This window comes from Streptomyces kaniharaensis, assembly GCF_009569385.1.
Lineage (GTDB): Bacteria > Actinomycetota > Actinomycetes > Streptomycetales > Streptomycetaceae > Kitasatospora > Kitasatospora kaniharaensis.
On sequence record NZ_WBOF01000002.1, the window covers coordinates 562,610 to 584,945 of the forward strand.

A 22,336-nucleotide genomic window follows, 5' to 3' on the forward strand; every position below is an offset into this window, starting at 1 on the left:
CCGTCAGCCTCTCCACCGTGCGGTAGACCGTGGAGATGTTCAGCGTGCCGCCGGCCTCGACCAGGAGCCGGTGGATCTCGCCTGCGCTCAGGTGTCCCGCGTGGTCGGACAGTGCCCCCAGCACTTGGATTCGGGGGCCGGTGCATCGCTCCCCGCTGGCCCGAAGCATCTCCCGGCACCGCCGCTCCGCGCAGGCCGCACCCGTCTCGGACGAGCGCGAGGTCATCTGGCGACCTTCCACCAGATGACCGGTGGCGTACACCTTGTCTTTTTGGGGAGGGGTAGCCTGCGCCTTGCGGAGTCTCATGGCTCGCCTATGGGGTTCTGCAGGGCGGGTAATGTCCCTCGCTTTCGATCCTCGCTTCGACGGATTCGGTTCCGCCCTCCGTCCCTCACGATCGGCCAACTGCCGCCTTCGCTGCCGGGACGTCCTCGGGGTGGGTCACGGGTGTCGGGCGCCGGGGAGCGAGTGAGGTCAGGGCCACGCCGGCGACCAGTAGAACCGCCGCGCACCAGCGCAGCCCGCTCACCGGTTCGCCCAGGAAAACGGCCGCTGACGACATCCCGAAGACCGGAACGAGGAGGGAGAAGGGGGCCACTGTGGATGCTGCGTGGCGGCGCAGCAGCCAGCCCCAGGCGCCGAAGCCGAAGACGGTCGTGATCCAGGCGACGTAGAGGACTGTGCCCGCGCCCTGCCAGTCGAGGGTGCGCAGCGCCACCAGGTCGCGCGATGGGCCCTCAAGCAAAAGGGACAAGGCCAGCAGCGGAAGTACCGGGACCGTGCTCACCCAGATCATGAAGTTCAGCGCGTCCGGCGGGGCCGCCTTGCGGGTCAGGACGTTGGAGGCGCCCCAGCAGGCAGCGGCTGCGATGCACAAGGCGAACGCCCCGAGCGGGCCCGATGTGCCCTCGTCCACCGCCGCAACGGCGATCCCGGCCAGGGCAACCGCCATGCCCAGCGCGCCCAGCCGCGAGGGGCGTTCCCCCAGGACGGCAAAGGCGATCACGGCCGTGAAAACCGCCTGTATCTGGAGGACCAATGAGGACAGGCCGGCCGGCATCCCGGTGTCCATTGCCACGAACAGCAGCCCGAACTTGGCCACGCCCAGGATCAACCCCACGGCCACGATCCACTTCCACGCGACCCTGGGGCGGCCGACTAGGAACACCGCAGGAAACGCGGCGGCGACGAAGCGCAGGGCGGAGAAGAGCAGGGGCGGGAAGTGGCCGAGGCCGATCTCGATGACGGTGAAGTTGACGCCCCATACGGCGGCGACAAGGACGGCGAGAGCCAGGTGTGCAGGACGCATGGGCCGAGAATCACATCGGGGGACCATGAAGCACCAGCGATGATTGCTGCATGATTGGATGAAGCGACGCTAATCTGTCGCTCGGCTCGTGGCGGGAGGCTCTCATGCTTGACCTTCAGCGGCTGCGCGCTCTGCACGCAGTCTCCGTGCACGGCAGTGTCGGCGCCGCTGCCTCCGCCCTGGGCTTCACGCCGTCCGCGGTGTCCCAGCAGATCGCCAAGCTGGAGCGGGAGACCAGGACCGTGCTCCTCGAGCGTGAGGGGCGCGGCGTCCGGCTGTCCCCCGAGGCGCATCAGCTCGTCGCCGCCGCAGGGGAGTTGCTGGCCATCGTGGAGCGCGCGGAGACCGAGTTGGAGCAGCGGCGCGGGAAACCGGCTGGGCGGCTCACCATCGCCGCCTTCGCGTCGGCGGCGCGCGGGCTGCTACCCGGGGTCCTCGCTGACCTGGCTGTGCGGCATCCGGCGTTGGATGCGCGGCTCAGCGAGGTTGACCCGCATCTGTCTGTCGGCATGGTCGCCAAGGGGGCAGTCGACATGAGCGTGGTTCATGACTGGGACATCGCGCCGCTGCCGCTGCCGCCGGGGGTGGAGCAGGCGGTGATCGGGGAGGACCAGTGCACGCTGCTGGTGCCACAAGGGCATCCGTTCGCAGGACAGGATTCGGTGCGGCGCGAGGACCTCGGCGGTGAGCGGTGGGTGTGCCAGCCGCCGGGCCGGGTGTGTCACGAATGGCTGGTGCGGACCCTGCGGACGGCCGGACACGAGCCGGAGATCGTTCACCAGGCAGACGAGAATCCGACCTTGGTGGCGCTCGTTGCCGCCGGTCTCGGTATCTGCCTCATCCCACGCCTGGGGCGCGGCCCGCTGCCTGCCGGGGTGGTGGAGGTCGCGCTCGACCCGACGCCGGTACGGCGGCTCTACGCGATGTGGCGCACCACGGCAGCCCAGCGCCCCGCGATCGCTGAGACTGTCCGCACTCTGCAGGAGCACTGGCTCAGGGCGGCACGGCCGAGTCACCAGGCGGCTCGGACCCCTTGCGCGGATTGAACGCTGAAGCACCTCGCCACGGTCCTGCCCAACGGCTGGCTGCAGTTCGACGGACAGCCCTACCGGACCCCCTCCGGCGCGGCCGTGGCCGCCGCCCATACCGCCGCCGACGGCTGGACCGCTAGGCGCCGCAGCGAAGACGGCGTCATCATCGGCTCGCTGCGCAACAAGCACTGACAGACGACGAACAGCTGAGGGCCGACCCAACGGGGCCGGCCCTCAGCGCTTCCACGGCGGGCAGAACTTCTCGTAGCAGGCGGACATCCCACCACGGGTCGCCGGGTCTGCCGCGCTGGTGCTGCTTGCGCTCGTTGTCGGTGGGCACGGGCAGCCACAGCGGCCCGCGACCTTCGGCCTCCCGGGCCTGGGCGAAGTTGCCGCATGACAGTGGACACCGCACGAGCTGGCTGACGGCCGGCGGCCACTGTGCGCGTACGCTACCGGCCGGAGCGGCCCCGCGGGCCGCTCACGACAGCACCTGGCCATGAAGGGCACCCCGATGAGCACCAGAGCCGCACCGTTCGACGAACTGGACCGCAAGATCGTGGCGGCGCTGATGGAGAACGCGCGGGCGAGCTTCAACGAGATCGGCGCGACCATCGGGCTGTCGGGAACAGCCGTCAAACGGAGGGTCGACCGGCTGTGCGCGAATGGCGTGATCACCGGATTCACCGCCACGGTCCGGCCCTCCGCTCTGGGTTGGCGGACGGAGGCCTTCGTGGAGGTGTACTGCGACAGTGCAGCGCCGCCGCGGCGGATGGGCGAGGTGGTGCGCAACTATCCCGAGATCGTGGCGGCCATGACCGTGACCGGCGGCGCCGACGCGCTGCTCCACGTCAGGGCGGCTGACGTGCAGCACTTCGAGGAGGTGCTGGAGCGGATCCGGGCCGAGCCGTTCGTCCGCAAGACCATCAGCCACCTGGTCCTCTCGCACCTGCAGACCATGGGCTCCGAGGCGGGCGCGGGCAGGCCCGCGTCCGGGAACGCAGCACATCACCGCTGAACGGGGAAATGACGCAGCACCGCTGCGCCGACGCGCAGCCGATGGCGCTTGTGGCCCGTCGTCCCGCCTCCTAGCGTTGAGGGCATCCCTCATGCCCTCCCCGGAAGCGGAGAACCTTCTGCATGCCCCCTATCCGTGTGGCGCGACCTCGGCGCTTTCTGGTCTGCGAGCCGCGCTTCTTCGACGTGAAGTACGCCATCAACCCCTGGATGCGTGACGGCGCACCCGTCGACACCGTGCTCGCGCGTGTGCAGTGGGAGACGCTGGTCCGGGCCTACCGCGCGCACGGGCACACCATGGAGACGGTCGAGCCGGCCGCGGAGCTGCCGGACATGGTCTTCGCCGCCAACTCCGCACTAGTCCTGGGTGGTCGGGTCCTCGGCGCGCGCTTCCATGCGCCGCAGCGCCAACCGGAGGCGGCCCGGTACGCGGGGTGGTTCAAGGCGGCCGGATTCGACGTCCACGAACCCGAAGAGGTGTGCGAGGGTGAGGGCGACCTGGTGCCAGTAGGAGGCTTCGTCCTGGCCGGTACGGGCTTCCGCACCACCCCCGGCGCGCATCGGGAGGCACAGGAGCTCTTCGGTGTGCCGGTGATCGGCCTGCACCTGATCGACCCGCACTTCTACCACCTGGACACCGCGCTCTTCGCGCTGGATGACGAGAACATCGCCTACTGGCCTCCGGCCTTCTCGCCGGGGAGCCGCGCCGTTCTCGAGCGTCTCTTCCCGGACGCCGTGATCGCGAGCCGGGACGACGCCATGGCGTTCGGCCTCAACTCCGTCAGCGACGGCCGCCATGTCTTCATCGCGCCGCAGGCGGACGGCCTCATCGAGCAGGTGAGCCGGCGCGGCTACCGTCCCGTCCCCGTCGACCTGTCGGAGTTCCGCAAGGCCGGCGGGGGCATCAAGTGCTGCACTCAGGAGATCAGGTCATGACCGTTCCCACCCGATCCGCACGCTCCTCGGCAGAGCTGATCCGCGCCGAAGGGCCAGTGCTAGCGCACAACTACCATCCGCTGCCGGTAGTGGTTGCCCGGGCGGAGGGCACCTGGGTCGAGGACGTCGAGGGACGTCGCTACCTCGACATGCTCGCGGGCTACTCCGCCCTCAACTTCGGCCACCGGCATCCGAAGCTGATCGAGGCCGCCCACCGCCAGCTCGACCGGCTGACGCTGACCTCGCGCGCTTTCCACAACGACCGCCTCGCCGAATTCGCGGAGGGACTGGCCGAGTTGACTGGACTCGACATGGTGCTTCCGATGAACACCGGCGCCGAGGCGGTGGAGAGCGCCATCAAGGTCGCCCGCAAGTGGGCGTACCGTGTGAAGGGCGTCCCGTCCGACCAGGCGACGATCGTGGTGGCGGACGGCAACTTCCACGGCCGGACGACCACCATCGTGAGCTTCTCCGGCGACCCCGCCGCCCGCGACGGCTTCGGTCCGTTCACCCCGGGCTTCCGGACCGTGCCCTACAACGACCTCGCCGCGCTGGAGGCGGCGATCGACGAGACCACGGCGGGCGTCCTGATCGAGCCGATCCAAGGCGAGGCCGGTGTCGTCATCCCCGACGACGGCTACCTGACCCGGGTGCGTGAACTCACCAGGCAGGCAGGGTGCCTGTTCATCGCGGACGAGATCCAGTCGGGACTCGGCCGCACCGGCAGGACCCTGGCCGTCGAGCACGAATCCGTGCTGCCGGACGTACTGCTGCTCGGCAAGGCGCTGGGCGGCGGCATCGTCCCGGTCTCCGCCGTGGTCGCCCGTCGCGAGGTGCTCGGAGTCCTGGGCCCCGGCGAGCACGGCTCCACGTTCGGTGGCAACCCGCTGTCGGCAGCCGTCGCCTCGGCCGTCGTCGACCTGCTGGCGACCGGAGAATTCCAGCGCCGGGCGTCGGAGCTGGGCGAGGCCCTCGACGCCGGGTTGTCCGCACTGACCGGCAGGGGCATCACGGCCTACCGATCGCGCGGACTGTGGGCGGGAGTGGACATCGACCCGGCGATCGGCACCGGCCGAGAGATCAGCGAACGCCTGCTGCGCGAAGGCGTCCTGGTGAAGGACACCCATGGCTCCACGATCCGCCTGGCTCCCCCGCTGACCATCACCCGCGAAGAGCTCCACTCGGCCCTCGCGTCCCTCGAGAAGGTGCTGCTCCAGGGCACCTGACGCGGGGACACCTCGTCTCGGACTCCTGGCGTGCGAGGGCCGGCCCCAGGGCCCAGTTGCTCACGTCCACAGCCAGCACGACCCGGCCGTCGGCCGCCTTCGGCAGCGGCAGCGAGGCCAGCGCGCGACGCACCCTGGCCGGCTCCAGCCAGCCCCGGTCCAAGGCGGCGTATAGAGCGCCGTGCCCGCGCCGGGGCTCGATCGCGAGACAGAACTCGACCAGGGTCTTCACCGGCCCGTCCGCGCACAAGATCGCGTCGGTGACCCGGGCACCGGTCACGGACCGATGTGACGGACCGGTGTGGATGAAGCCCACGCACCGGGCGTGTGCGGACGGTCCGCCCACAGACCGCGGACCGCCTCATGCGGGGCTCGAACACAGCGTGAGGCGTCCGATGTGCTCCCGCCTGCCCCCGACGCCGACGCCCGGACGCCCGGCAGGCGCGGGTGGACGTCCTCCGCCGACCGGTCGGCGGAGGACGTCCCGTCACTGCTGGAATGGGCTCGGTTCCCAGGCCTTCCCGCCGGTCGGGTACCTGTACAGCGGCCGGCCCTTGATCGCGCTGGTGCGGAAGGACGTGCCCGCGCCGGGGCCGATAGTCAGCGTGCCCTTGCGGTTGCCGCTGGACCACTCCAGTTCCAGGTACCAGCTGACGTCGTGGGAGGTGGTCTGGGCGGTGACCTCGATGACCTCCGGGTCCCGCTCGCTCACCTTGAGCGGCAGGCCGGTGCTGCCGTCGGTCACGACCGGACGGGGGCGGGCCGCGTCCAGGTCGAGGTCGAAGGAGTGGACGGCCATTCCGCCGCCGCAGCCATCGAACATGGAGTAGGCGTTCCAGGCCAGCGGGGCCGCGATCCGGGCGATGCGGACGTTGAGCGCGGTCAGCACGACGGTGTCGCTGCCGGTGCCCTGCACGGTGAGCTCGATCGACTGGTAGGTGCCGGGGACCGCGCCGACCTTGGCGGCCCAGGCGGGGGCGTCCACCACCGCGGGCGGCGGGGGGACTTCCGACGGCGGGCGGTCGATCACGTACCTGTCGCACTCGGCGTCCCGGTGCGGGCGGACCGTGACGGTGATCGGGGCACTCGCACCCCGGTCCGCGGCGCCGGTCGGCCCCGACGGGGTCACGTCGGCGGCGACCGGCGCGGCGCCGGGAGTCGGGAGCGGGGCCGGGGATCCGGCGTCCGCCGCCGGGGCCGGAGCGGACGTGGGGTCACCGCCCGTGCGGGTCTTCAGACCGGTGGCGACGGCCCCGAGGGCGGCGAGCACCGCAGCAGCCGTCACGGCGGCGAGTACGCCCCGGCGCACTCGCCGGTGCGGCGACACGGCGGGGGTACGCGCACGGGCGGCCGTCCCGACCTCCACGACGCCTTCCCCGGCCGGTCGCGCTTTCGTTTCCGGTTCGGGAACCGGAACCGTTTCCGGTGCCGTTTCCAGTGCCGCTTCCGTTTCCGGTGCCGTCACCGGAACCGCTGGCGGGGCCTTCGGCGCGGGGGCGGGTACGGACGCCTGCCGGTTCCCCCGCGACGTGTGGGCGACGACCCACAGCCGGTAGAGCTCGGTGCGCTCCTCCGGTGTCGCCCGGCACAACCGCGCGAGGCGCTCCAGCGGATCGAATTCCACCGGCATCACGTCGCCGGTGCAGTAGCGGTGCAACGCCGACGTGCTCACGTGCAGCCGCTTCGCCAGCGCGCCGTAACTGAGACCCGAACGGCTCTTCAGTTCCTGGAGCAGCCGTGCGATCTCCTGTGCCTCCCTCAACTCCCCGGTCCCCTCCAACACTGATTCCTCCACCCGCTCGCGAACCCCCTCGGAGCTACCGCCGCGGTGATCCGGTCCGTCGCCGGCAACCGGATCGCCGGCAACCGGATCGCCGGGACGCCGACCCGACGTGAGCTCCGGCAGACAAGCACGCCGCAGACCGTCTCACGGTTCCCCCGAGGTCGCCGCCGGCACCGGCCGCGCCATCCCAGCCCCTGCCGGCGCGTCCCAGGAAGGTTACGTCTTCCCAGCTCAAACCGGGTAGAGGCGTCCCCGCGTCCCAGATCGCCGGCCCACCGTTGCGGCTGGGACGAACCGGCGCCCAAGCTGACGGCGAACACCGAGAGGGAGCAACTGTGAGCACTGTTCGGGCGGCCCGGGCCGCGATACGCACCAACGACCGATTCCACCGCGGTGCGGTGGCACTGGCGGTGGGCGGGGTCCTGCTGATGTCCGCGGCCTGCGGCGACGGCGACGGCCAGGACAAGGGCGCTGACGCCGCCGGCCCCGTCACCTCCGCCATCCCCGCCACCACGCCCGGCGCCCCCGGCGGGACGGCGGCCACGGCCGCGCCGAGGACGTCGACCGCCGTGCTGGACGTGGAGCCGAAGGACGGGGCCCGGGGAGTCGCACCGACCGCGCTCCGGGTGTCCGTCTCCCACGGCAAGCTCACCGCCGTCGACGTGACCGACAAGGACGGCAAGCCCGTCCAGGGCTCGATCACCCCGGACGGCACCGGCTGGAAGCCCGCCGCCGCACTCGCCCCCGGCACCGCGTACACGGTGAACGCCCAGGCGACGGACGCCGACGGTCTGGTCGCCGCGGCCACCAGCGCCTTTACCACCGCCTTGCCCGGCAAGCAGGTGTCGACCAACGACAACATCGCCGACGGCCAGACCTACGGCGTGGGCATGATCGTCAAGGTGGACTTCAGCACCAAGGTCGTGAACAAGGACGCCGTCGCGAAGGCCATCACCTTCGAGACCGACAACGGCACCGAGGTAAAGGGCCACTGGTTCGGCGACAACCGGATCGACTTCCGCCCGGCCGAGCCCTGGAAGCCGAACACCAAGGTCACCATCCACTATCGGCTGAAGAACGTCGAAGTCGCCCCCGGCGTGTGGGGCGACATCGACAAGAACGAACCCTTCACCATCGGCCGCTCCCAGGTCTCGACCGCGGACGCCGCCACGCACCAGCTGACGATCGTGCGGGACGGCAAGTCCACCACCGTGCCCGCCACCCTCGGCGACGACGAGCACCCCTCCTGGGGCGGCACCATGGTCATCATGTCCAAGGAGCCGGTCACCCACATGAACTCCCAGACCGTCGGCATGGGCAACGAGTACGACATCCCCGCCGCCCCGCACGCGATGCGGCTGACCACGTCCGGCACCTACCTCCACGGCAACTACTGGTACAAGGGCGACCCGTTCGGCAAGGCCAACACCAGCCACGGCTGCGTCTCGCTCAAGGACGTGGAGGGCGGCAGCGACACCTCCCCCGCAGGGTCGTTCTTCAACAGCTCGCTGATCGGCGACGTCGTCACGGTCGTGAACACCAAGGAGAAGACCGTCGCCCCCGACAACGGCCTCGGCGGCTGGAACCTCCCCTGGGCCAACTGGTAGCACCCGCCCGCCGAGGAGCCGTGCCTCCTCCGGCGCGCGGAATACGTGCATTGGTGCTGGCGGCGGTGCCCGCGAGGCGGCGGTGGGTGGCGTCGGTGGTCTGGCGGGCCCGGTTGGCGGCCTCGCGGGCGCAGGCGGCGACGTCCTGCTGGTGGCGTTCGGCTCATCGGGCTTGTCCTGGTCGTCATCCTGGACGTGGTCGATGCGGGTCAGCCGGTGACGGTCTCGGCGTGCCGGTGGAGCGCGTCCATGAGAGCGGCCTGGTGGTCGGTCAGCTTGCCGTCGGTGCGGGCCTTGTCCTGCTTGCGCAGCCACGTGCCGGGCCGGAACGCCGGGTCCGCCTCGCCTCCGGTGCGGTTCGCCGGGCCGTCCAGGGTTCCACCGGCAGCGAGGTAGGCGAGCAGACGGCGGTAGGAGCGATTCCAGTCCGGCTCCAGGCGCCACAGCTCATCCAGGGCGTCGAGCTTGGCGGCCTGGACGGCGGTGAGGCCAGCGGCCTTGCGCTGTCGGCGCATCCACGCGCCCACCGCGTAGTCGTCCAGCTTCGCGGTGGCGGGGATCGCGAGGTGGCCGTGCTGGTGGTGGAACGCGGCGGCGTAGGCGTAGCCGCGTTCCCAGGCGTTGGCGTTCTTCGACCAGATCATGCCGAGCGCGTCCAGCTCGCTGACGCGGGCGGCATCGAGCAGGCCCTGTCCGTGGAGGTGGCGTTGGCGGGTGAGCCAGGAGATCAGCTCGGCGTGCTTCGCCTTGTCGGTGGGGTCGAGGTGGCCGTGCTGGAGGTGGAAGACCGCCGCGACGGCGTGCATCCGCTGCCACTCGACGGCCCGAGGGTTGAACGCCCGCAGCTTCACCGCCTGGAGGATGGCGTTCGCGTGGTGCTTCGCGTTGATCCGCAGCCACGCGATCGGCGACTCCGGCGCTGCGGGCTGCTCGCCCTCCCCGGCCTCGGAGGCCTCGCCCTCGGCCGGCTTGGTTGTGGTGGTGTGTGCTGTGCCCTGGGAGCGGCTGGTGCGCAGTTCGGTGATCCGGCCGACCACCCGCGCGTCGTGCGCCGCCAGGGCGCGCAGGACCCGCCAGATCGTGCGGAAGGAGCTGGCCTCGATCTCGGCGTCGGCCTCGGCCTTCACCGCCTCGCCGGCGTCGTGGATCTCGGAGGGATGGGCGGTTGCGGTGTCGTCGCCGACGGCGGGGGTGGGCAGGTAGACGGGGATGATGACCCAGCTGACCTTGCCCTGCTGGTAGGACTGGCGCAGCGCGCGGCCGATGGCCTGGACGATGTCGATGACCGAGGACTTGGGGTCCGCGAAGCAGATGCCGTCCACGGCGGCGACGTCGATGCCCTCGGACAGGAGGCGGGCGTTGGCGAGGATGCCGCATTCCTCGCCGTCCTCGCCGGTGTGGGCCTTGAACTCGGCGAACGCGGCCCGGCGGTCACGCAGCCGGTCGGTGCCGGCCACCGCCTTCGCCCAGATCCGCTCCGGGCGCTCCGCGTCCTCCAGCAGCTCGGAGGCCTCCAGCAGGTCCCCCGCGAACGCGCGGGCACCCGCGATCCGCGAGTGGAACGTGATCACGCGGCGCAGCTCCAGGTCCGCGACCGCGCGCAGCACCGCGATCTGCAGGGCCAGGCGTAGCAGGTCCTCGTTGCTGCGCTGGGTGCGGAGGTCGGCGATGGCGGGGAGGTTGAGGAGCTCGCGCAGGTCCTCGTCGGTGACGACGGGGACGAGGACGCGGTAGTCGGCGAGGTAGCCGTGTTCGATGCCCTGGCCGAGGGTCCAGGTGAAGCAGGTCTTGCCGTAGATGCGCTCGTCGTCCATCGAGCACAGCACTGCTCCTTCGGCGACGTCGACCACTTCGTGCGGGATGCGGGTCTCGTCGACGATGCGTGGGGTGGCGGTGAGGTACAGCCGGCGCTTCGCCGGGATCTGGTCGTCGGCGTGGACGGCGGCCCACGCCTTGCCGTCCGAGCCGGCGGTGCGGTGCGCCTCGTCGACGACGACCAGGTCCCACGCGAGCAGACCGTGCAGCCGGTGGGCCTGGACGATGCGCTCCAGCGAGGCATAGGTCGCGTACACGGTGACCGGCTCACCCGGCTTCTCCGCTTGGACCAGGTCGGCGATCCGGGCGGCCTGCGTGGTCACCCGGGCGTGAACGCGGCCGCCGGCCTCCGCGCTCTCCAACGCCTCCTCCCGCGAGCACGCCGCCACCGCCAGACCCCGACGACCGCCCTTCAACGACCAGGCCTCCGCCGTCTGCTCCAGCAGCTCGATCGTCGGCACCAGCACCAACACCCGCCCCCGAGCGGCCAGACGCCGGGCGCAGCCCGCGGCGATCAGCGTCTTACCCGAACCGGTCGCCGCGACCACCGTCGCCCGGCCGCCGTCCTTCACCTCACGCACCGCGGCCGCCACCGCTTCCTTCTGGAACCAGTGCAGCGGCAACGGATTCACCACGACGGTGCCGGACGTCTGCACCGGAAGCGGCGCCTGGGCCTGGGCGCGCAGCCCGGCTGGCACGTCCTGCTCAGCGGTGGTGGTCTCCACGACGGTGCTTCTCCTTCGTCTACCGGGTGTTCGGAGCGGTGGCGGGGAACCGCTCATGAACATCCTCACTGTCAGTGCTCGTCGGGGTAGGCGTAGCGGTGGAGGCCGTCGATCAAGCTCTCGACCAGGTCACCGAACGGCGTGATATCCCAGTTCGCGTCAAAGCACTTCTCGGTGAGGAGGACGTCGGCGAGCTCGTCGGTCAGCTCCTGCGCGTTCTCCTCGCTGGGCGGGGTGGCCGGGTCGAGGACCACGCCGCGCGCTTCGGCGGCGCGGCGGAGCACGGCGAGTTTCTCGTCGGAGCCGGTGAACCATGCGGGGCGGTCTGGGTCCGGCGTGGTGAATTCGCGTGTGGCTTCGGCGAGGAGTCGGCGGGCGGTGCCCGGTGAGACGCGCAGGTTCCACGCGATCTGAATGATGGTGTGGCCGCTGTCCTGCAGTTCGGCGGCCAGGGTGCGGAGCGCGTCCCGCTTCGCATCGCCGGGTCGGCCGGTGTGCTTGGTACTCATCGGCCCTCCTCGGATACCCAGGCCCGGACTTCGAGGTATTGGATGTCGGCGTCCTCGACGGCGCGTCCGGTCTCCACCAGCCAGGCCCGCATCGCCTCGGTCACGTCGCCGTGGTAGTCGGCGACCCGCTGGGACCACTCGGCGGCATCGAAACCGCCGGTGGAGGCGGAGCCGTAGGTGCGCTCCTCGGTGCCGTCGGAGCGGGGGATGAATCCGCGGCGGATGCCGCCGGAGTCCTTCTCCGAGCCGGCCGAGTAGACGTACTGGTCGGCCTTCATCCGGACAGTGAAGGCGAGGCGGCCTCCGGCCTGGCCCGTCTCGTGCACGACCGGTGCCAGGTGTGCGGCGCCGGTCTTGATGGCCTGCTTCCCGGCCCGGCCGGCCATCGACTCGCCGGGGACGCCGATCACGTCCTTGCCGCGTACCCGCGCCTTCTGCCCCGTCTTGGTACGGCGCCGCTCCACGTTCTCCTGGGCGACGGCGCCGAGCGCCTCGGTGTCGCGCTCGCCACCGCGAACCGCTCGCACGACCTGGCGCAGCGCGCGCACGAACGCGGCACCCTTGCCCTTGGTGAAGAACTGCGACACGAGCGAGGCGTCGCGGCCCAGCATCTTCGCGACCTGGCGCTTGGTGTAGCCCTGGTCGATCAACTCCTGGGTCAGGCGGGCGGCCTCGTTGGGGTGGTTCGGGTCGGCCGGGCTCACTGGTCAGCTCCCATCTGCGCGAGTTCGGCGCGGCCCTGGCCGCGCAGCTTGAGGTACTGCTCCTGGCTGGTCGGGTGCTCGACCGGGCCGGTGAGGTGGCCCTTGAGGAGGTAGTCGCCGGGCTCGCCGCGGTAGGGCCAGGGCTGGCGCTCGGTCAGGGCGATGCCGTCGGTGCCGAAGTAGACGACGGTGCCGGGCTTCGCGTGCAGGGCCCCGGCGGAGGCGATGACCTCCTTGCCTTGGCGGTACTTCATGTCCAGCAGCGCCGCCCGGGCGCCGGACCACACGTAGGCGGCCCACTCCGGGTGTGCGTACGGGTCGCGGGAGAAGCCGGCCTGGCGCTGCCACGTCACCACCTCGTTGGCCTGGCCGAGGATCTCCACCCCGGCCGGGAGCGCCTCGCCCACCGGAGTGGTGCCGGACACCAGTCGCGGACGCTGCGCGAAGCCGCCCAGACCGAAGAGCAGGACGCTGCGCACGGCACGGGAGGCGAGGTAGGCCGCCTGCCGCTGCCGCTCGTCGGCGTGCAGCTTCGAGAGGTTGGTCAGGTCCGCCCACGCGGCCTTGAGGCGTTTGCCCCACTCGTCGAGCGGCTTGCCGTCCTCGAAGAGCAGGCCGCCGAGGATTTCGACCTTCCACGGCATCAGGTGGTTCGACAGCGCCAGGTGGACCTCGGCGCCACCCGCCCAGGTGGTGAACGGCGCCCCCGGCTCCGAGGGGTAGACCCAGGCGCGGTCCCCGGTGACGGGGGCGGGGAGCAGGCCGACGTGGTTCCAGCCCTGTGGGACGGTGACGCGCACGTTCCAGTGCGAGCAAGACATCAGGGCCTTGGTCTGCTCCTGCTCGGTCATCGCCGCGAACGCCCGCGCGGTGATCCGGCGCGGCGTGCCCACCGGCGACTTCCACAGGTGCTTCGCGTAGGCGAAGGTGCGGTCGTACTCCACCAGCGCCGGGAGCTGCTCCGGCACGCGCGGGGGCAGGATCAGCTCGGTACGGCCTTGGCCGCCGGTGGCGTGCAGCAGGCCGCGCAGTTCCTCGGACAGGACCGGGTAGCCGCCGGCCCACTTGCCCGTCGTCGGGATGGTGCGCGACCACAGGTCCCGGCCCGTCTGCGACGGCGAGCCCATCAGCACCGCGTCGTCCCACTGACGGCGCAGCGCCTGCCACAACAGCCGGAACGCATCCCGGCAGGTCACGACGTCGGCACCATCCGGGTCGAACCACTCCCCCATCGAGCGGATCTCCGTCACTGGCCCCTCCGGGGACGCGGCCGGGGCGTAGCGGCCGACCGGCTGGCGCTGGTGAACGAAGTGCCCGGCCAGCTTGTCCCGGCCGGAACCCACGGCGGTGGTCCAGCGCTCCGACGGCGTGTTCAGCCAGGCCGCGACCGCGTCCTTGAGCGTGGAGTACCGCTCGGCACCGTCGTGCCACGGAGCCCCGGCGGTGATGTAGATCCGCTCGGTGCCGGGCGCGGTCGCCAGGACGGCGTCCAGGATCTCGCCCGGGGTGCGGGCGCCGAGGTCGAGGCGGACGACCTGGTCGCGCACCGCCAGGTCACGGGTCGCCGCGTCCAGGAACACCGTGCTGCGCGCCTGCTGGACGAAGTTGGGGCGCTTGGACACCAGGCCGGTCGTCACGGCCTCGAACCGCGCGCCCGCCAGGCCTTCGTGCAGGGCGGGCAGCTCACGCGGACCGGCCTCGACCACCGGACGCAGCGCGGCAGCGACCGAAGCGACCGAGACGGCCGACTCAACCCGCGCAGCGACGGGGGCGGGCTGCTCGGCTACGGCCTGGTCCTCGTCCTCGCGCGGCGCCTCGGTCGCCGGGGCGGCCGGGACCGGCTGCTCGAGTACGGCGGCGGGGCGGGTCACCGGAGCAACCACGCTCGCGGGCTCGGCGCCTGGCGCGGCCACGGGCGCCGGGGCGGGCGCATCGGCGGCGGCCTGGCTGTCGGTCTTGGCCGCGCGGACGGCGGCCGGGGTCGGGTCCAGCAGCGGGGCGATCCGCACGACATCGGCTAGCGTCAGCCCGGAGGCCTTCGCGATGGCGTCGGCCTTCGCGCCCTCGTACCCCGCCAGCCCAGCCACGCGGCGCGCACGCTGGACGGTGAGCTTGTCCAGCTCCTTCTGCGCGGCGGCGACGGCCTTCTCGGCGGCCGTGATCTCGGTGCGCAGCTCGCGCAGACCGGCGAGCTCGGCGGTGTACGTCTTGCGGTCCATCAGGCTTGCTCCCCCTCGTCGGCGGTGGTGGCGGTGGTCGTGGTGGGGACGTAGGCGATCGGGCCGCCGGACACCGACGCCAGGCGGGTGCCGAGCAACAGGCCCGCGAGGCGGGCGTCCTCCGGGTCGGCCGGGTCGGCGGCGTTGGCGGGGGCGGTGAGGTCGGTCAGGTAGCCGGCTAGTCTCGCCTTGGTGAAGCGGTAGCGCCCCGTGGTGCCGACGGTGCCGTCGGACTCCCACTCGGCCAGGCCGGTCAGCACCGCGACGACGAACCCGGCCACCGTCACCGGTAGCACCCCGCCCGCCGCGACCCGGGCCGGGTCGCACCGCCACCACCCGGACAACGCAGCCAGCAGCTGCGCCTCGTCCAGCCCGATGCCGAAGCCGATCCACTCCCGATCCGCCTCGTCCACCCGCTGCGGGGCGTCCGAGCGCAGCACCGCCACCTCGGCCGTGCCGAACACGGCCAGGTCCGCGACCGGACGGGCCTGCAACTTCTGGAGCGCGGCCAGCGGAAACACCTGCCGACCCTGCTCGCGGACACCGGGGACCACGCCCGTGGCCAACAGCTTCTTCACCGTCGGGATCGAACACCCCAGCGCCGTCCCGGCCTGCCCGGTCGTCACGAACACACCCAGCCTCCACGCCTATTCATCTAACTTGAAACACTAAGGCGACCCTACGCCTCCCCAACGACCTGTCTATGCCTTTTTAGTAAGTCGTACAAGCATGCCGCCAAAGTGGTCCGCCATCCTCCGCCAGTGCCGGCAAGAACCTGCGGAAGGAAGCAGCGGAGATGACGGGAAAGCAGAAGGCTGGCTGCTCGTCTCAACCCGACCTCGCCCCCGCGAGGGTGCGCGACGTTGGCAGTGGGTCGGTCGGCTGATATTTAGCAATCCACAGGCTTCAAGGTCATCTCCATGCGGGTTGCCCGACTCGGGCGCTGTCAGGCCCTCGTGTAAGACTGCGGCGCATGTCCCTCACCGACCTCACCCTCGACCAGTGGCGATCGCTCGACCTGTCTACCGCCCGCCGCCTCGCACGACAGGCGGCCGACCTGGCGGGCGGGCATGTGGTCGCCGTCGAGGCAGCCGAGCACCTGGGTGCCCGGCTGCACCGGGTTCGGATCGAGCGAGACGGCCAGGAGTTCGCCCTGGTGCCGGGTGGCACCGTCACACTCGGCTTCGACCTCGACGCCTGGCAGCCAACGCCCGAACAGGCGGCCGACTACCAGGAGAGCCTGGAGGAGGGCTTCGGCTACGGCCCCGATCTGCGGGCCCACCTCGCGCAGGTGCTCAGTCCGCGCCGGCGCGTCACCCTGGCGACGGTGCTCATGGCAGTGGAGGACGAGAACCTGACCGAACCCGCAGCCGACATGCCGGCCGTGCTGGCGGCGCGTGGCCTGCGGATGCCGAACTCCGACGAGTGGGAGCACGCCTGCGGAGCCGGGGCGACCACCCTGTTCCGCTGGGGTGACGACTGCTCCCTCGACCGGATCCCCTACGACGACCCCTTGGGGCCGCAGCACCGGCCGAACGCCCTGGGTCTGCACATCGCGTACGACACGTACCGGACAGAGCTGACGAGCGACGTCACCGCGGTGCACGGCGGCGACGGCGGCGAGTCGGCCTGCGGCGGCTACGGCCACCTGTTGGGCTGGCTGCCGCTCGCCACGGCCAACCGTCATCCCTTCCTCGCCACCGAGTTCGTGTACGGCCCGGAGGGAGAGGACATGTACGAGGACTTCTCCACCCGGCCCGTCCTCGCGCTCTGACTACCCCAGCGGCCTCCCCGCACCCAGTCGGAGTGACCACAAGATCCGGGAGGCGCTGCTACGTAAAGGGTGAAATCCGGAGGGACGTCAGGCCGTCCAGCAGTCAGCTGGCGACACTGTGCCCGGCGGTCAGGCGAGGCCTTGGCGCACAACCAGGGCCAGGAGGTCGGTGGCCTCCCTGGACCTCTCGGACAGCAGGGGCAGGTTGTCTGCGGCGTCCAGGACGAGACGGCCGTCCACGAGCGCGGCCCATCCGGGCATGCCGGCCACGCCGTGCTGCACCCAGCCGAGGGGACGCCCGCGGCGGGAGACCGTGACCAGGTTGGGTGCCTGGGGCCAGCCGAACGCTGTCAGGTCGTCGCCCAGGTCTTCGGCGAGGTCCGGGTACCGAGCCGCGGAGGCCGGCGCTGCGCCGTGTATCGAGGATGAGGCGGGGTTGTCCCTGGACGTAGGCCAGCGGTTGCGGGACGTCGTCCGCCGGGACGCTGGCGGGGCCCGGCCGGTCGGCGCGCGGTGCGGGCAGGTGCCCGGTGGAGCCGGTGGCGGTCGACCGGCCTGGTTCGCGGGTGCTGACCGGTTCACTCCGTCACGGGCAGGCACTCGGCAAGCAGGTCGACGACGTCGCGCCAGGCTCGCTGCGCCTGCCGTGGGTGGTGGCCGACGCCGGGGAGCACGATGTGGTCGACCGGCGGGTGGTGGAAGGCGTGCAAGGCGCCGCCGTAGACCGTGAGGCGCCAGTCAACGCCTGAGGCCTGCATCTCGGCGGTGAACGCTTCCCGTTGTGCGGGCGGCATGATCGGGTCTTCCGATCCGACCCCGGCCCACACCGGGCAGCGGATGCGCGCCGCCTCTCCCGGTCGGCCCGTGGTCAGTGCGTTGACCGTCCCGATCGCGCGCAGGTCGACGCCGTCGCGCCCGAGTTCCAGCACGATTGCGCCCCCGGTGCCGTAACCGACGGCGGCGATCCGGTCGGGGTCGGTCCGCGGTTCGGCGCGCAACACGTCGAGCGCCGCGTGGCCGATGCCCCGCATCCGCTCGGGGTCGGCGAGCAGCGGCATGCAACGGGCCAGCATCTCCTCGGGGTCGCCCAAATAGCGCCCGCCGTGGAGGTCGAAGGCCAGCGCTACGTACCCCATCTCGGCGAGCGCATCGGCCCGGCGGCGCTCGACGTCGCTGAGCCCCAGGCCCTCTGGTCCGAGCAGCACTGCGGGCCGGCGGTCGACACCGGCAGGGAGTGCGAGGTGCCCGATCATCGTCAGGCCGTCGGCCGGATACTCGACCGTGCGTGCAGTAACCGTCGTCATGAGACGGGACTGTAGTGACCCTCGAGCCCGGTCGGGCCGGTGTTCACCGCTGGCAGAACAGCGCGGGTGTGCCTCTGAATCACGGCGCCGGCTCATAGCCCCGGCCAATGTGGCAACGTCAACTGAGACCAGCCGCGAATCCAACAAGGTCACGTGAGACAGCGAGAACGTTGTGGGAGACGGGACAGGCAGGAATCGATCCGTCTGCCGTCGATTTCGTCGGGGTCGGGCTTGGTCTTGAGGCAGCGGCGGGCTGTCCCGAGCGGGCTGTCCGCCGCCAGCGTCGAGGTGCGCGGTGATGAGCACCCGCTGGCGGTCGTGAACGTGGCCAACGACCTTCTCGCTCTCTGGGATCGCCCGCTGATCCCCCACACCGCCGTCAAGGGGTACCTCGGCCCCTCAAGCCTGGCCAGTAGTTGATCGGACGCCCTGCCGGCGGCCCGCCGGGCGGGCGTTCTACTGCATGACCTCCTCGTGCGGATGGTCGAAGGAGACAGGGCAGTGGTAGAGCTGGATGTTGTAGCTCCGCCCGATGTTGATGCCAGTGTCCTGCGTGGCGGTCCGGCCCTGGAGCGGAACCCAGCCGCTGCCGTCCAGATCGCCGGAACTGATCGTCGTCAGCAGACGGTTCATGACGGATTCGCAGGCCCCGCACCGCATCACCGACGGATCGCGGAAGCTCGGCATCATGCCTGGCGATGGCGACATCACAGCTCGGGGTTGCCTCCTTCGCCACCGCGACGCCCACTGCTGTGCCAGGAGCCGGCGCAACGCAGAGGGCTCGCACGCGGGGGACCCCTTCCGAGTTCGCGACGGCTTGCCTGCGATTGCTCACCAGCCGTCAGATAGCTCGCTGATTCAGCGACAGACGTCGTGCTGACCCGGCCGAGGAACCGCACCTCGAGTAGCATCGTCAGCGACAAGTAGCACGCTGAGTCACAGGTCGGGTAGCTACCGCAGAGGGACAAGTAGCCCTGAGCAGATATCGTGACTCACCGTGAGATCGCTGTCGCTGTCCGGGAATGGCTGCGGCGATGAAGGCCGGCCAGCAGAATCGGCGCATGGCCTGAGAAGCCATTCCCAAATCGAAGGTAGGGTCACGTTTTCCCAGGTGAGGGGTGTGGCCGTCGTTCGGTAGGCATGCTCGGATCGTCGTGCTGGTGCGGGGCGTGCTCGGAGGTGGCGGATGCCGTCGGTGCTGGGAGTGCTGGAGAAGCGCGAGCGAGTGGCGCTGGCCCGGGCGGAGGAACTGCGGTCCGAAGTGGAGCGGCTCCAGGCCGCGTTGGCCGAGGCGGAGGAGGCCGCGCGGCGCGCGGTCATCGCCCGCGAGGAGACGGTTGAGGCCCTGGCCGAGGCGGCTGGCGCGGTCGATGCGCCGGTGGAGGTGCCGGCTGCGGGGGCTGCGGGGCCGCGGGTGAAGGTGCCGCTGTGGTGCGAGGGCGTGGGGACCGGGGAGCTGCCGCTCGACTGCGCGCGGATCGTGGCCCTGGTCGAGCGCGACGCGGCCGGTGGCGGGGAGGGAGTGCGGGCTCGGGCCATGCGCGAGTATCTGGGCTGGGCGTCGAGCGACGCGAAGGAGCAGGCCGCCCGGTTCCGGGCGAAGCGGCTGGTCGAGCGCGGCTGGCTGACCGAGCAGCGGCCGGGGCTGTTCAGGCCGCGGACAGCTTGACGCGGCGGGGCGCGGGGGCGCCGGAGCGGGCCAGGCGGCGCGTGGCCGGGATGCTCGCGGCCCACCAGGCCATCGCCTCGGTGCTGTCGATGCGGGTCTCGTAGTCCCGGGCGAGGCGTCTCGCCCGGATCAGCCAGGAAAATGATCGTTCCACGACCCAGCGGCGCGGCAGCACCACGAACCCGGTGGCGTCGTCGCTGCGTTTGACGACGGTGAGCGCAAGGGCCAGGACGGTGGTGGCGAAGGCGACCAGCCAGCCGGTGTAGCCGCTGTCGGCCCAGACCAGGGCGATGCGGCGGTGTTCGGTGCGCAGTTGGTCAAGGAGGTCGCGGCCGGCGTCGTTGTCTTTGACCGAGGCGGCGGTGACCAGCACGGTCAGCAGCAGGCCCAGGGTGTCGACGGCGATGTGCCGTTTGCGGCCGTTGATCTTCTTTCCGGCGTCGTAGCCGCGCGAGGCGGTCGGCACGGTGGCGTCGGCCTTGACCGACTGCGAGTCGATGATCGCGGCGGTCGGCTCCGCCTTCTTGCCGGCCAGTTCTCGCAGGCGGGCGCGCAGTCGGCCGTAGAGCTCCTTGATCAGGTCGTTGTCGCGCCAGCGGCGGAAGAACCGGTATACGGCCCGCCACTTGGGGAAGTCGGTCGGCAGACTGGCCCAGCGCACGCCCTCGGCGACCAGGTAGCGCACGCCGTCGATCATCTGGCGGTGGCAGAAGCCCTCCGGGCGTCCGCCCTTTCCGTTCAGCCAGGCCGGGACCGGCAGCAGCGGCCGGACCAGGTGCCATTCGGCGTCGGTGAGGTCGGAGCTGTAGCGGCGGGTCCGGTCGGGCTGGTCGGCTGCGTTGCCGAGCCGGTGGGCCAGGCAATCGCACGGCGACACGCCGGAGTTGGACGCGGACGGGGTCGACACGCCACAGTGGGACACCTGGGCCTCCTGGTGCTTGGTTGACTCGACATCACCGAGCTGTGCAGGAGGCCCTTCTGCTATGCGCCGGCCACGGAGTGATCACTCGAACGAGGCTGATGCGCACGGAAGTTCGAGCGGCAGTCGTATCCATCGGTTTGGGAATCGCTTCTGACGGGTCATGAGACCGCCAAGCCCTCGTGTGCCCGCCAACTGTCGAACTCGGGGGACCCTCAACCCGGGCGCATGGGTCTGGGTACACGTCAAGCACAGCCTCGCCGCGGTCGCCGTCCTCGACGGCTTCATGACCGGCACCGGCCTAACCCTCGACACCCCGACGGCCGAAGTCGGTAACGGATGACACGCTTGCCCGAACCATCAACGAATAGACGTTGTCTCGGATTTCGGCGTTCAGTTAGGGTGCTGACTGTACCGTGCGCTGAAGATCCGGCGCCGCTTCACTGGAGGGGAACTATGACCACCCGAATGACCAGGGGTTTACTTGTCGCGCTGCTGACATTGACTGGAGTCGCCATGGCGGGCCCGGCTGTGGCCACCACGCAGGGCGCGCCCGCCGCCTCGATGGAGTGCGCGGGCTCCTGCCACCGGTCCCCGGTGTTTTCTGAGGTATACAAGGGCAGGGCGATCTTGATCACCGCCGACGACGGCAAGTCCTCGTTGTGTGACCACGTCCTCATCGACGGCGTCGCGCTGTCGGTGCACCGCCTGGCCGACGGCGGCTACTACAGCCTGGTGAACGCGTACCAGAGCTTCCCGACGCTGCGCGCCACCGCGGAGGCCGCCGTCGACAGCCTGGGCGGGGCAAGGCTCCTCCCGGCGCCCTGCGCGGACTGACCCTATGTGCGGTGGTGCCGTCGGGAAACGCCGGCTCCACCGTGTCGGGGACGGCCGGTTGCAGGATGGCGGCGGCGAAGCGGACGGCATGCAGGGCGGCGGTCCCGCGCGGGTCCACGCCGTCTGCCTGCCCGACGTTCCGCAGGGTGTCATGCCGCCGCTCCAGCTCCAGCAGCACCTCCTAGACCGGGGTGTAGGCGGGGTTGGTCCAGGTGTCGGTCACGGCGCGGCCTCCTCGCGGCCGTCGGGGCCCGGGTGGTCGGTGTCGCCCGGCCCGTCCGGCTCGGGCGAGGTGCCGGACAGGCCGGGCCCTTCGGCGCCGAGTTGCGGTGCGCCGTCCTTCGTGCGGTGCGGGCCCGGGATCACGGGCTGACCTCCTCACGGCCGCCGACGCGCTGGTCCGCGCAGTTCGATGTCCTCGGTGGTGAGCAGGTCGTCGTCGGCTGCCGCGGCGGCTTCCTCGGATTCGGAGAGCGCCCGGCAGACGGAGACCACTGACGGGTTCTTCCCGGTGTTCTTGCCGGTCTTGATCGGCGCGACCGGTACGTGGTCGTCCCCCAGCTCCGTCCACGACTCGGCCTCCGAGTCCGGCATCAGCACGCGCTGCACCCGCATGGAACCTCCCGCTCATCCGTGGTGGATGACGGAAGGCAATCCCGTCCAGGACGGGACGAAGTGCCCTTTACCCCTACGTGCTACACGTCATGTCGCTGGAGTCCTTGAACTCCTGGTGCTGGCGGGCGATGAAGTCAGCGAGGGCGGCCGCGTCGACGTACCGCCAGGCGGAGCGTTCCTGAATGCCCAGGCGCTCGGCCACTGTGGTGATGTTCCGTTCGATGACGTCGGCGACCGAACCCGGGCGCAGCGTCACTCCCCTGTGGGCCAGCTCGGTGAGCGTCCTTGCCACCGCGCGTCCTTGAACGCCTTTGTCCCCACTCATCGCGGAGCCTG

23 protein-coding genes and 1 pseudogene are annotated in these 22,336 nt (G+C 71.1%); 8 read left to right on the plus strand and 16 right to left on the minus strand.

Features of this window, described 5'->3' with window-relative positions; all coding sequences use genetic code 11:
- Positions 1-37: 37 nt before the first annotated feature.
- Positions 38-307: pseudogene (locus tag F7Q99_RS43800) on the minus strand (hypothetical protein); the annotation flags it as partial.
- 85 nt (positions 308-392) lie between these two features.
- Positions 393-1,310 carry an EamA family transporter gene (locus F7Q99_RS30200; protein WP_153467135.1) on the minus strand — a complete coding sequence of 306 codons (918 nt, stop codon included), beginning with the start codon at positions 1,308-1,310 and terminating at the stop codon, positions 393-395.
- Between the two features lie 104 nt (positions 1,311-1,414).
- Between F7Q99_RS30200 and F7Q99_RS30205 the strand changes: the two genes are divergently transcribed.
- The 4 genes from F7Q99_RS30205 (at position 1,415) to rocD (ending at position 5,520) form a co-directional block, all read left to right on the plus strand.
- Positions 1,415-2,356 carry a LysR family transcriptional regulator gene (locus tag F7Q99_RS30205; RefSeq protein WP_153467138.1) on the plus strand — a complete coding sequence of 314 codons (942 nt, stop codon included), beginning with the start codon at positions 1,415-1,417 and terminating at the stop codon, positions 2,354-2,356.
- Positions 2,357-2,855: 499 nt separating this feature from the next.
- Positions 2,856-3,359: an Lrp/AsnC family transcriptional regulator gene (locus F7Q99_RS30210; RefSeq protein WP_153467141.1), complete on the plus strand. Its 504-nt coding sequence runs from the start codon at positions 2,856-2,858 to the stop codon at positions 3,357-3,359.
- Between the two features lie 122 nt (positions 3,360-3,481).
- Complete coding sequence (gene ddaH, locus F7Q99_RS30215) at positions 3,482-4,294, plus strand: dimethylargininase (RefSeq protein ID WP_153467145.1); 813 nt, start codon at positions 3,482-3,484, stop codon at positions 4,292-4,294.
- On the plus strand, positions 4,291-5,520 hold the full coding sequence (rocD, locus tag F7Q99_RS30220) for an ornithine--oxo-acid transaminase (RefSeq protein WP_153467148.1): 1,230 nt from the start codon (positions 4,291-4,293) through the stop codon (positions 5,518-5,520). The genes ddaH and rocD overlap by 4 nt, the downstream gene beginning before the upstream one ends.
- On the opposite strand, the gene F7Q99_RS43805 is transcribed toward rocD, so the two are convergent.
- Positions 5,456-5,866: a transposase gene (locus F7Q99_RS43805; RefSeq protein ID WP_407697884.1), complete on the minus strand. Its 411-nt coding sequence runs from the start codon at positions 5,864-5,866 to the stop codon at positions 5,456-5,458. The two genes, rocD and F7Q99_RS43805, sit on opposite strands and share 65 nt — an antisense overlap.
- 141 nt (positions 5,867-6,007) lie before the next feature.
- Positions 6,008-7,282 (minus strand): helix-turn-helix domain-containing protein, encoded by a 1,275-nt coding sequence (locus F7Q99_RS30230; protein WP_153467150.1) that lies wholly within the window; start codon positions 7,280-7,282, stop codon positions 6,008-6,010.
- Between the two features lie 356 nt (positions 7,283-7,638).
- Between F7Q99_RS30230 and F7Q99_RS30235 the strand changes: the two genes are divergently transcribed.
- Complete coding sequence (locus F7Q99_RS30235) at positions 7,639-8,910, plus strand: L,D-transpeptidase (protein WP_326847337.1); 1,272 nt, start codon at positions 7,639-7,641, stop codon at positions 8,908-8,910.
- Between the two features lie 209 nt (positions 8,911-9,119).
- Here F7Q99_RS30235 and F7Q99_RS30240 read toward each other — a convergent pair whose 3' ends face one another.
- The 5 genes from F7Q99_RS30240 to F7Q99_RS40580 all read right to left on the minus strand — a co-directional run bounded on the left by F7Q99_RS30240 (position 9,120) and on the right by F7Q99_RS40580 (position 15,514).
- Positions 9,120-11,450, minus strand: a complete 2,331-nt coding sequence (locus F7Q99_RS30240) for a DEAD/DEAH box helicase (protein ID WP_195911311.1) — start codon at positions 11,448-11,450, stop codon at positions 9,120-9,122.
- 71 nt (positions 11,451-11,521) lie between these two features.
- Entirely contained in the window at positions 11,522-11,959 is a 438-nt protein-coding gene (locus tag F7Q99_RS30245; protein WP_153467156.1) for a type I phosphoribosyltransferase, read from the minus strand.
- The gene (locus F7Q99_RS30250; RefSeq protein WP_326847338.1) at positions 11,956-12,663 is read right to left on the minus strand and encodes a helix-turn-helix domain containing protein; all 708 of its coding nucleotides are present in this window, start codon (positions 12,661-12,663) and stop codon (positions 11,956-11,958) included. The genes F7Q99_RS30245 and F7Q99_RS30250 overlap by 4 nt, the downstream gene beginning before the upstream one ends.
- A complete protein-coding gene (locus F7Q99_RS30255; protein WP_153467157.1) occupies positions 12,660-14,882 on the minus strand; it encodes a hypothetical protein in 2,223 nt (740 codons plus the stop codon). Before F7Q99_RS30255 ends, F7Q99_RS30250 begins: the two co-directional genes overlap by 4 nt.
- Positions 14,882-15,514: a DNA-binding protein gene (locus tag F7Q99_RS40580; protein WP_326847339.1), complete on the minus strand. Its 633-nt coding sequence runs from the start codon at positions 15,512-15,514 to the stop codon at positions 14,882-14,884. Before F7Q99_RS40580 ends, F7Q99_RS30255 begins: the two co-directional genes overlap by 1 nt.
- Positions 15,515-15,855: 341 nt before the next feature.
- Between F7Q99_RS40580 and F7Q99_RS30265 the strand changes: the two genes are divergently transcribed.
- Complete coding sequence (locus F7Q99_RS30265) at positions 15,856-16,656, plus strand: hypothetical protein (RefSeq protein WP_153467160.1); 801 nt, start codon at positions 15,856-15,858, stop codon at positions 16,654-16,656.
- A 129-nt stretch (positions 16,657-16,785) separates the two neighbouring features.
- On the opposite strand, the gene F7Q99_RS30270 is transcribed toward F7Q99_RS30265, so the two are convergent.
- From F7Q99_RS30270 to F7Q99_RS30280, 3 genes are all read right to left on the minus strand, one after another.
- Positions 16,786-16,938, minus strand: coding sequence for a hypothetical protein (locus F7Q99_RS30270; protein ID WP_153467162.1), 153 nt, complete (start codon positions 16,936-16,938; stop codon positions 16,786-16,788).
- A 296-nt stretch (positions 16,939-17,234) separates the two neighbouring features.
- On the minus strand, positions 17,235-17,960 hold the full coding sequence (locus F7Q99_RS30275; RefSeq protein ID WP_153467164.1) for a dienelactone hydrolase family protein: 726 nt from the start codon (positions 17,958-17,960) through the stop codon (positions 17,235-17,237).
- Between the two features lie 456 nt (positions 17,961-18,416).
- Positions 18,417-18,593, minus strand: coding sequence for a hypothetical protein (locus F7Q99_RS30280; RefSeq protein WP_153467166.1), 177 nt, complete (start codon positions 18,591-18,593; stop codon positions 18,417-18,419).
- A 553-nt stretch (positions 18,594-19,146) separates the two neighbouring features.
- Between F7Q99_RS30280 and F7Q99_RS30285 the strand changes: the two genes are divergently transcribed.
- Positions 19,147-19,629: a hypothetical protein gene (locus F7Q99_RS30285; protein WP_153467167.1), complete on the plus strand. Its 483-nt coding sequence runs from the start codon at positions 19,147-19,149 to the stop codon at positions 19,627-19,629.
- Here F7Q99_RS30285 and F7Q99_RS30290 read toward each other — a convergent pair.
- Entirely contained in the window at positions 19,610-20,551 is a 942-nt protein-coding gene (locus F7Q99_RS30290; protein ID WP_326847283.1) for an IS5 family transposase, read from the minus strand. The two genes, F7Q99_RS30285 and F7Q99_RS30290, sit on opposite strands and share 20 nt — an antisense overlap.
- A 513-nt stretch (positions 20,552-21,064) precedes the next feature.
- Here F7Q99_RS30290 and F7Q99_RS30295 point away from each other — a divergent pair.
- Positions 21,065-21,385 carry a tyrosinase cofactor gene (locus tag F7Q99_RS30295; RefSeq protein ID WP_230210999.1) on the plus strand — a complete coding sequence of 107 codons (321 nt, stop codon included), beginning with the start codon at positions 21,065-21,067 and terminating at the stop codon, positions 21,383-21,385.
- A gap of 219 nt (positions 21,386-21,604) precedes the next feature.
- On the opposite strand, the gene F7Q99_RS30300 is transcribed toward F7Q99_RS30295, so the two are convergent.
- From F7Q99_RS30300 to F7Q99_RS30310, 3 genes are all read right to left on the minus strand, one after another.
- Positions 21,605-21,751 carry a hypothetical protein gene (locus F7Q99_RS30300; protein ID WP_153467169.1) on the minus strand — a complete coding sequence of 49 codons (147 nt, stop codon included), beginning with the start codon at positions 21,749-21,751 and terminating at the stop codon, positions 21,605-21,607.
- Positions 21,752-21,763: 12 nt separating this feature from the next.
- Positions 21,764-22,000: a hypothetical protein gene (locus F7Q99_RS30305; protein WP_153467170.1), complete on the minus strand. Its 237-nt coding sequence runs from the start codon at positions 21,998-22,000 to the stop codon at positions 21,764-21,766.
- A 73-nt stretch (positions 22,001-22,073) separates the two neighbouring features.
- Positions 22,074-22,292 carry a hypothetical protein gene (locus tag F7Q99_RS30310; RefSeq protein WP_153467171.1) on the minus strand — a complete coding sequence of 73 codons (219 nt, stop codon included), beginning with the start codon at positions 22,290-22,292 and terminating at the stop codon, positions 22,074-22,076.
- Positions 22,293-22,336: the final 44 nt, after the last annotated feature.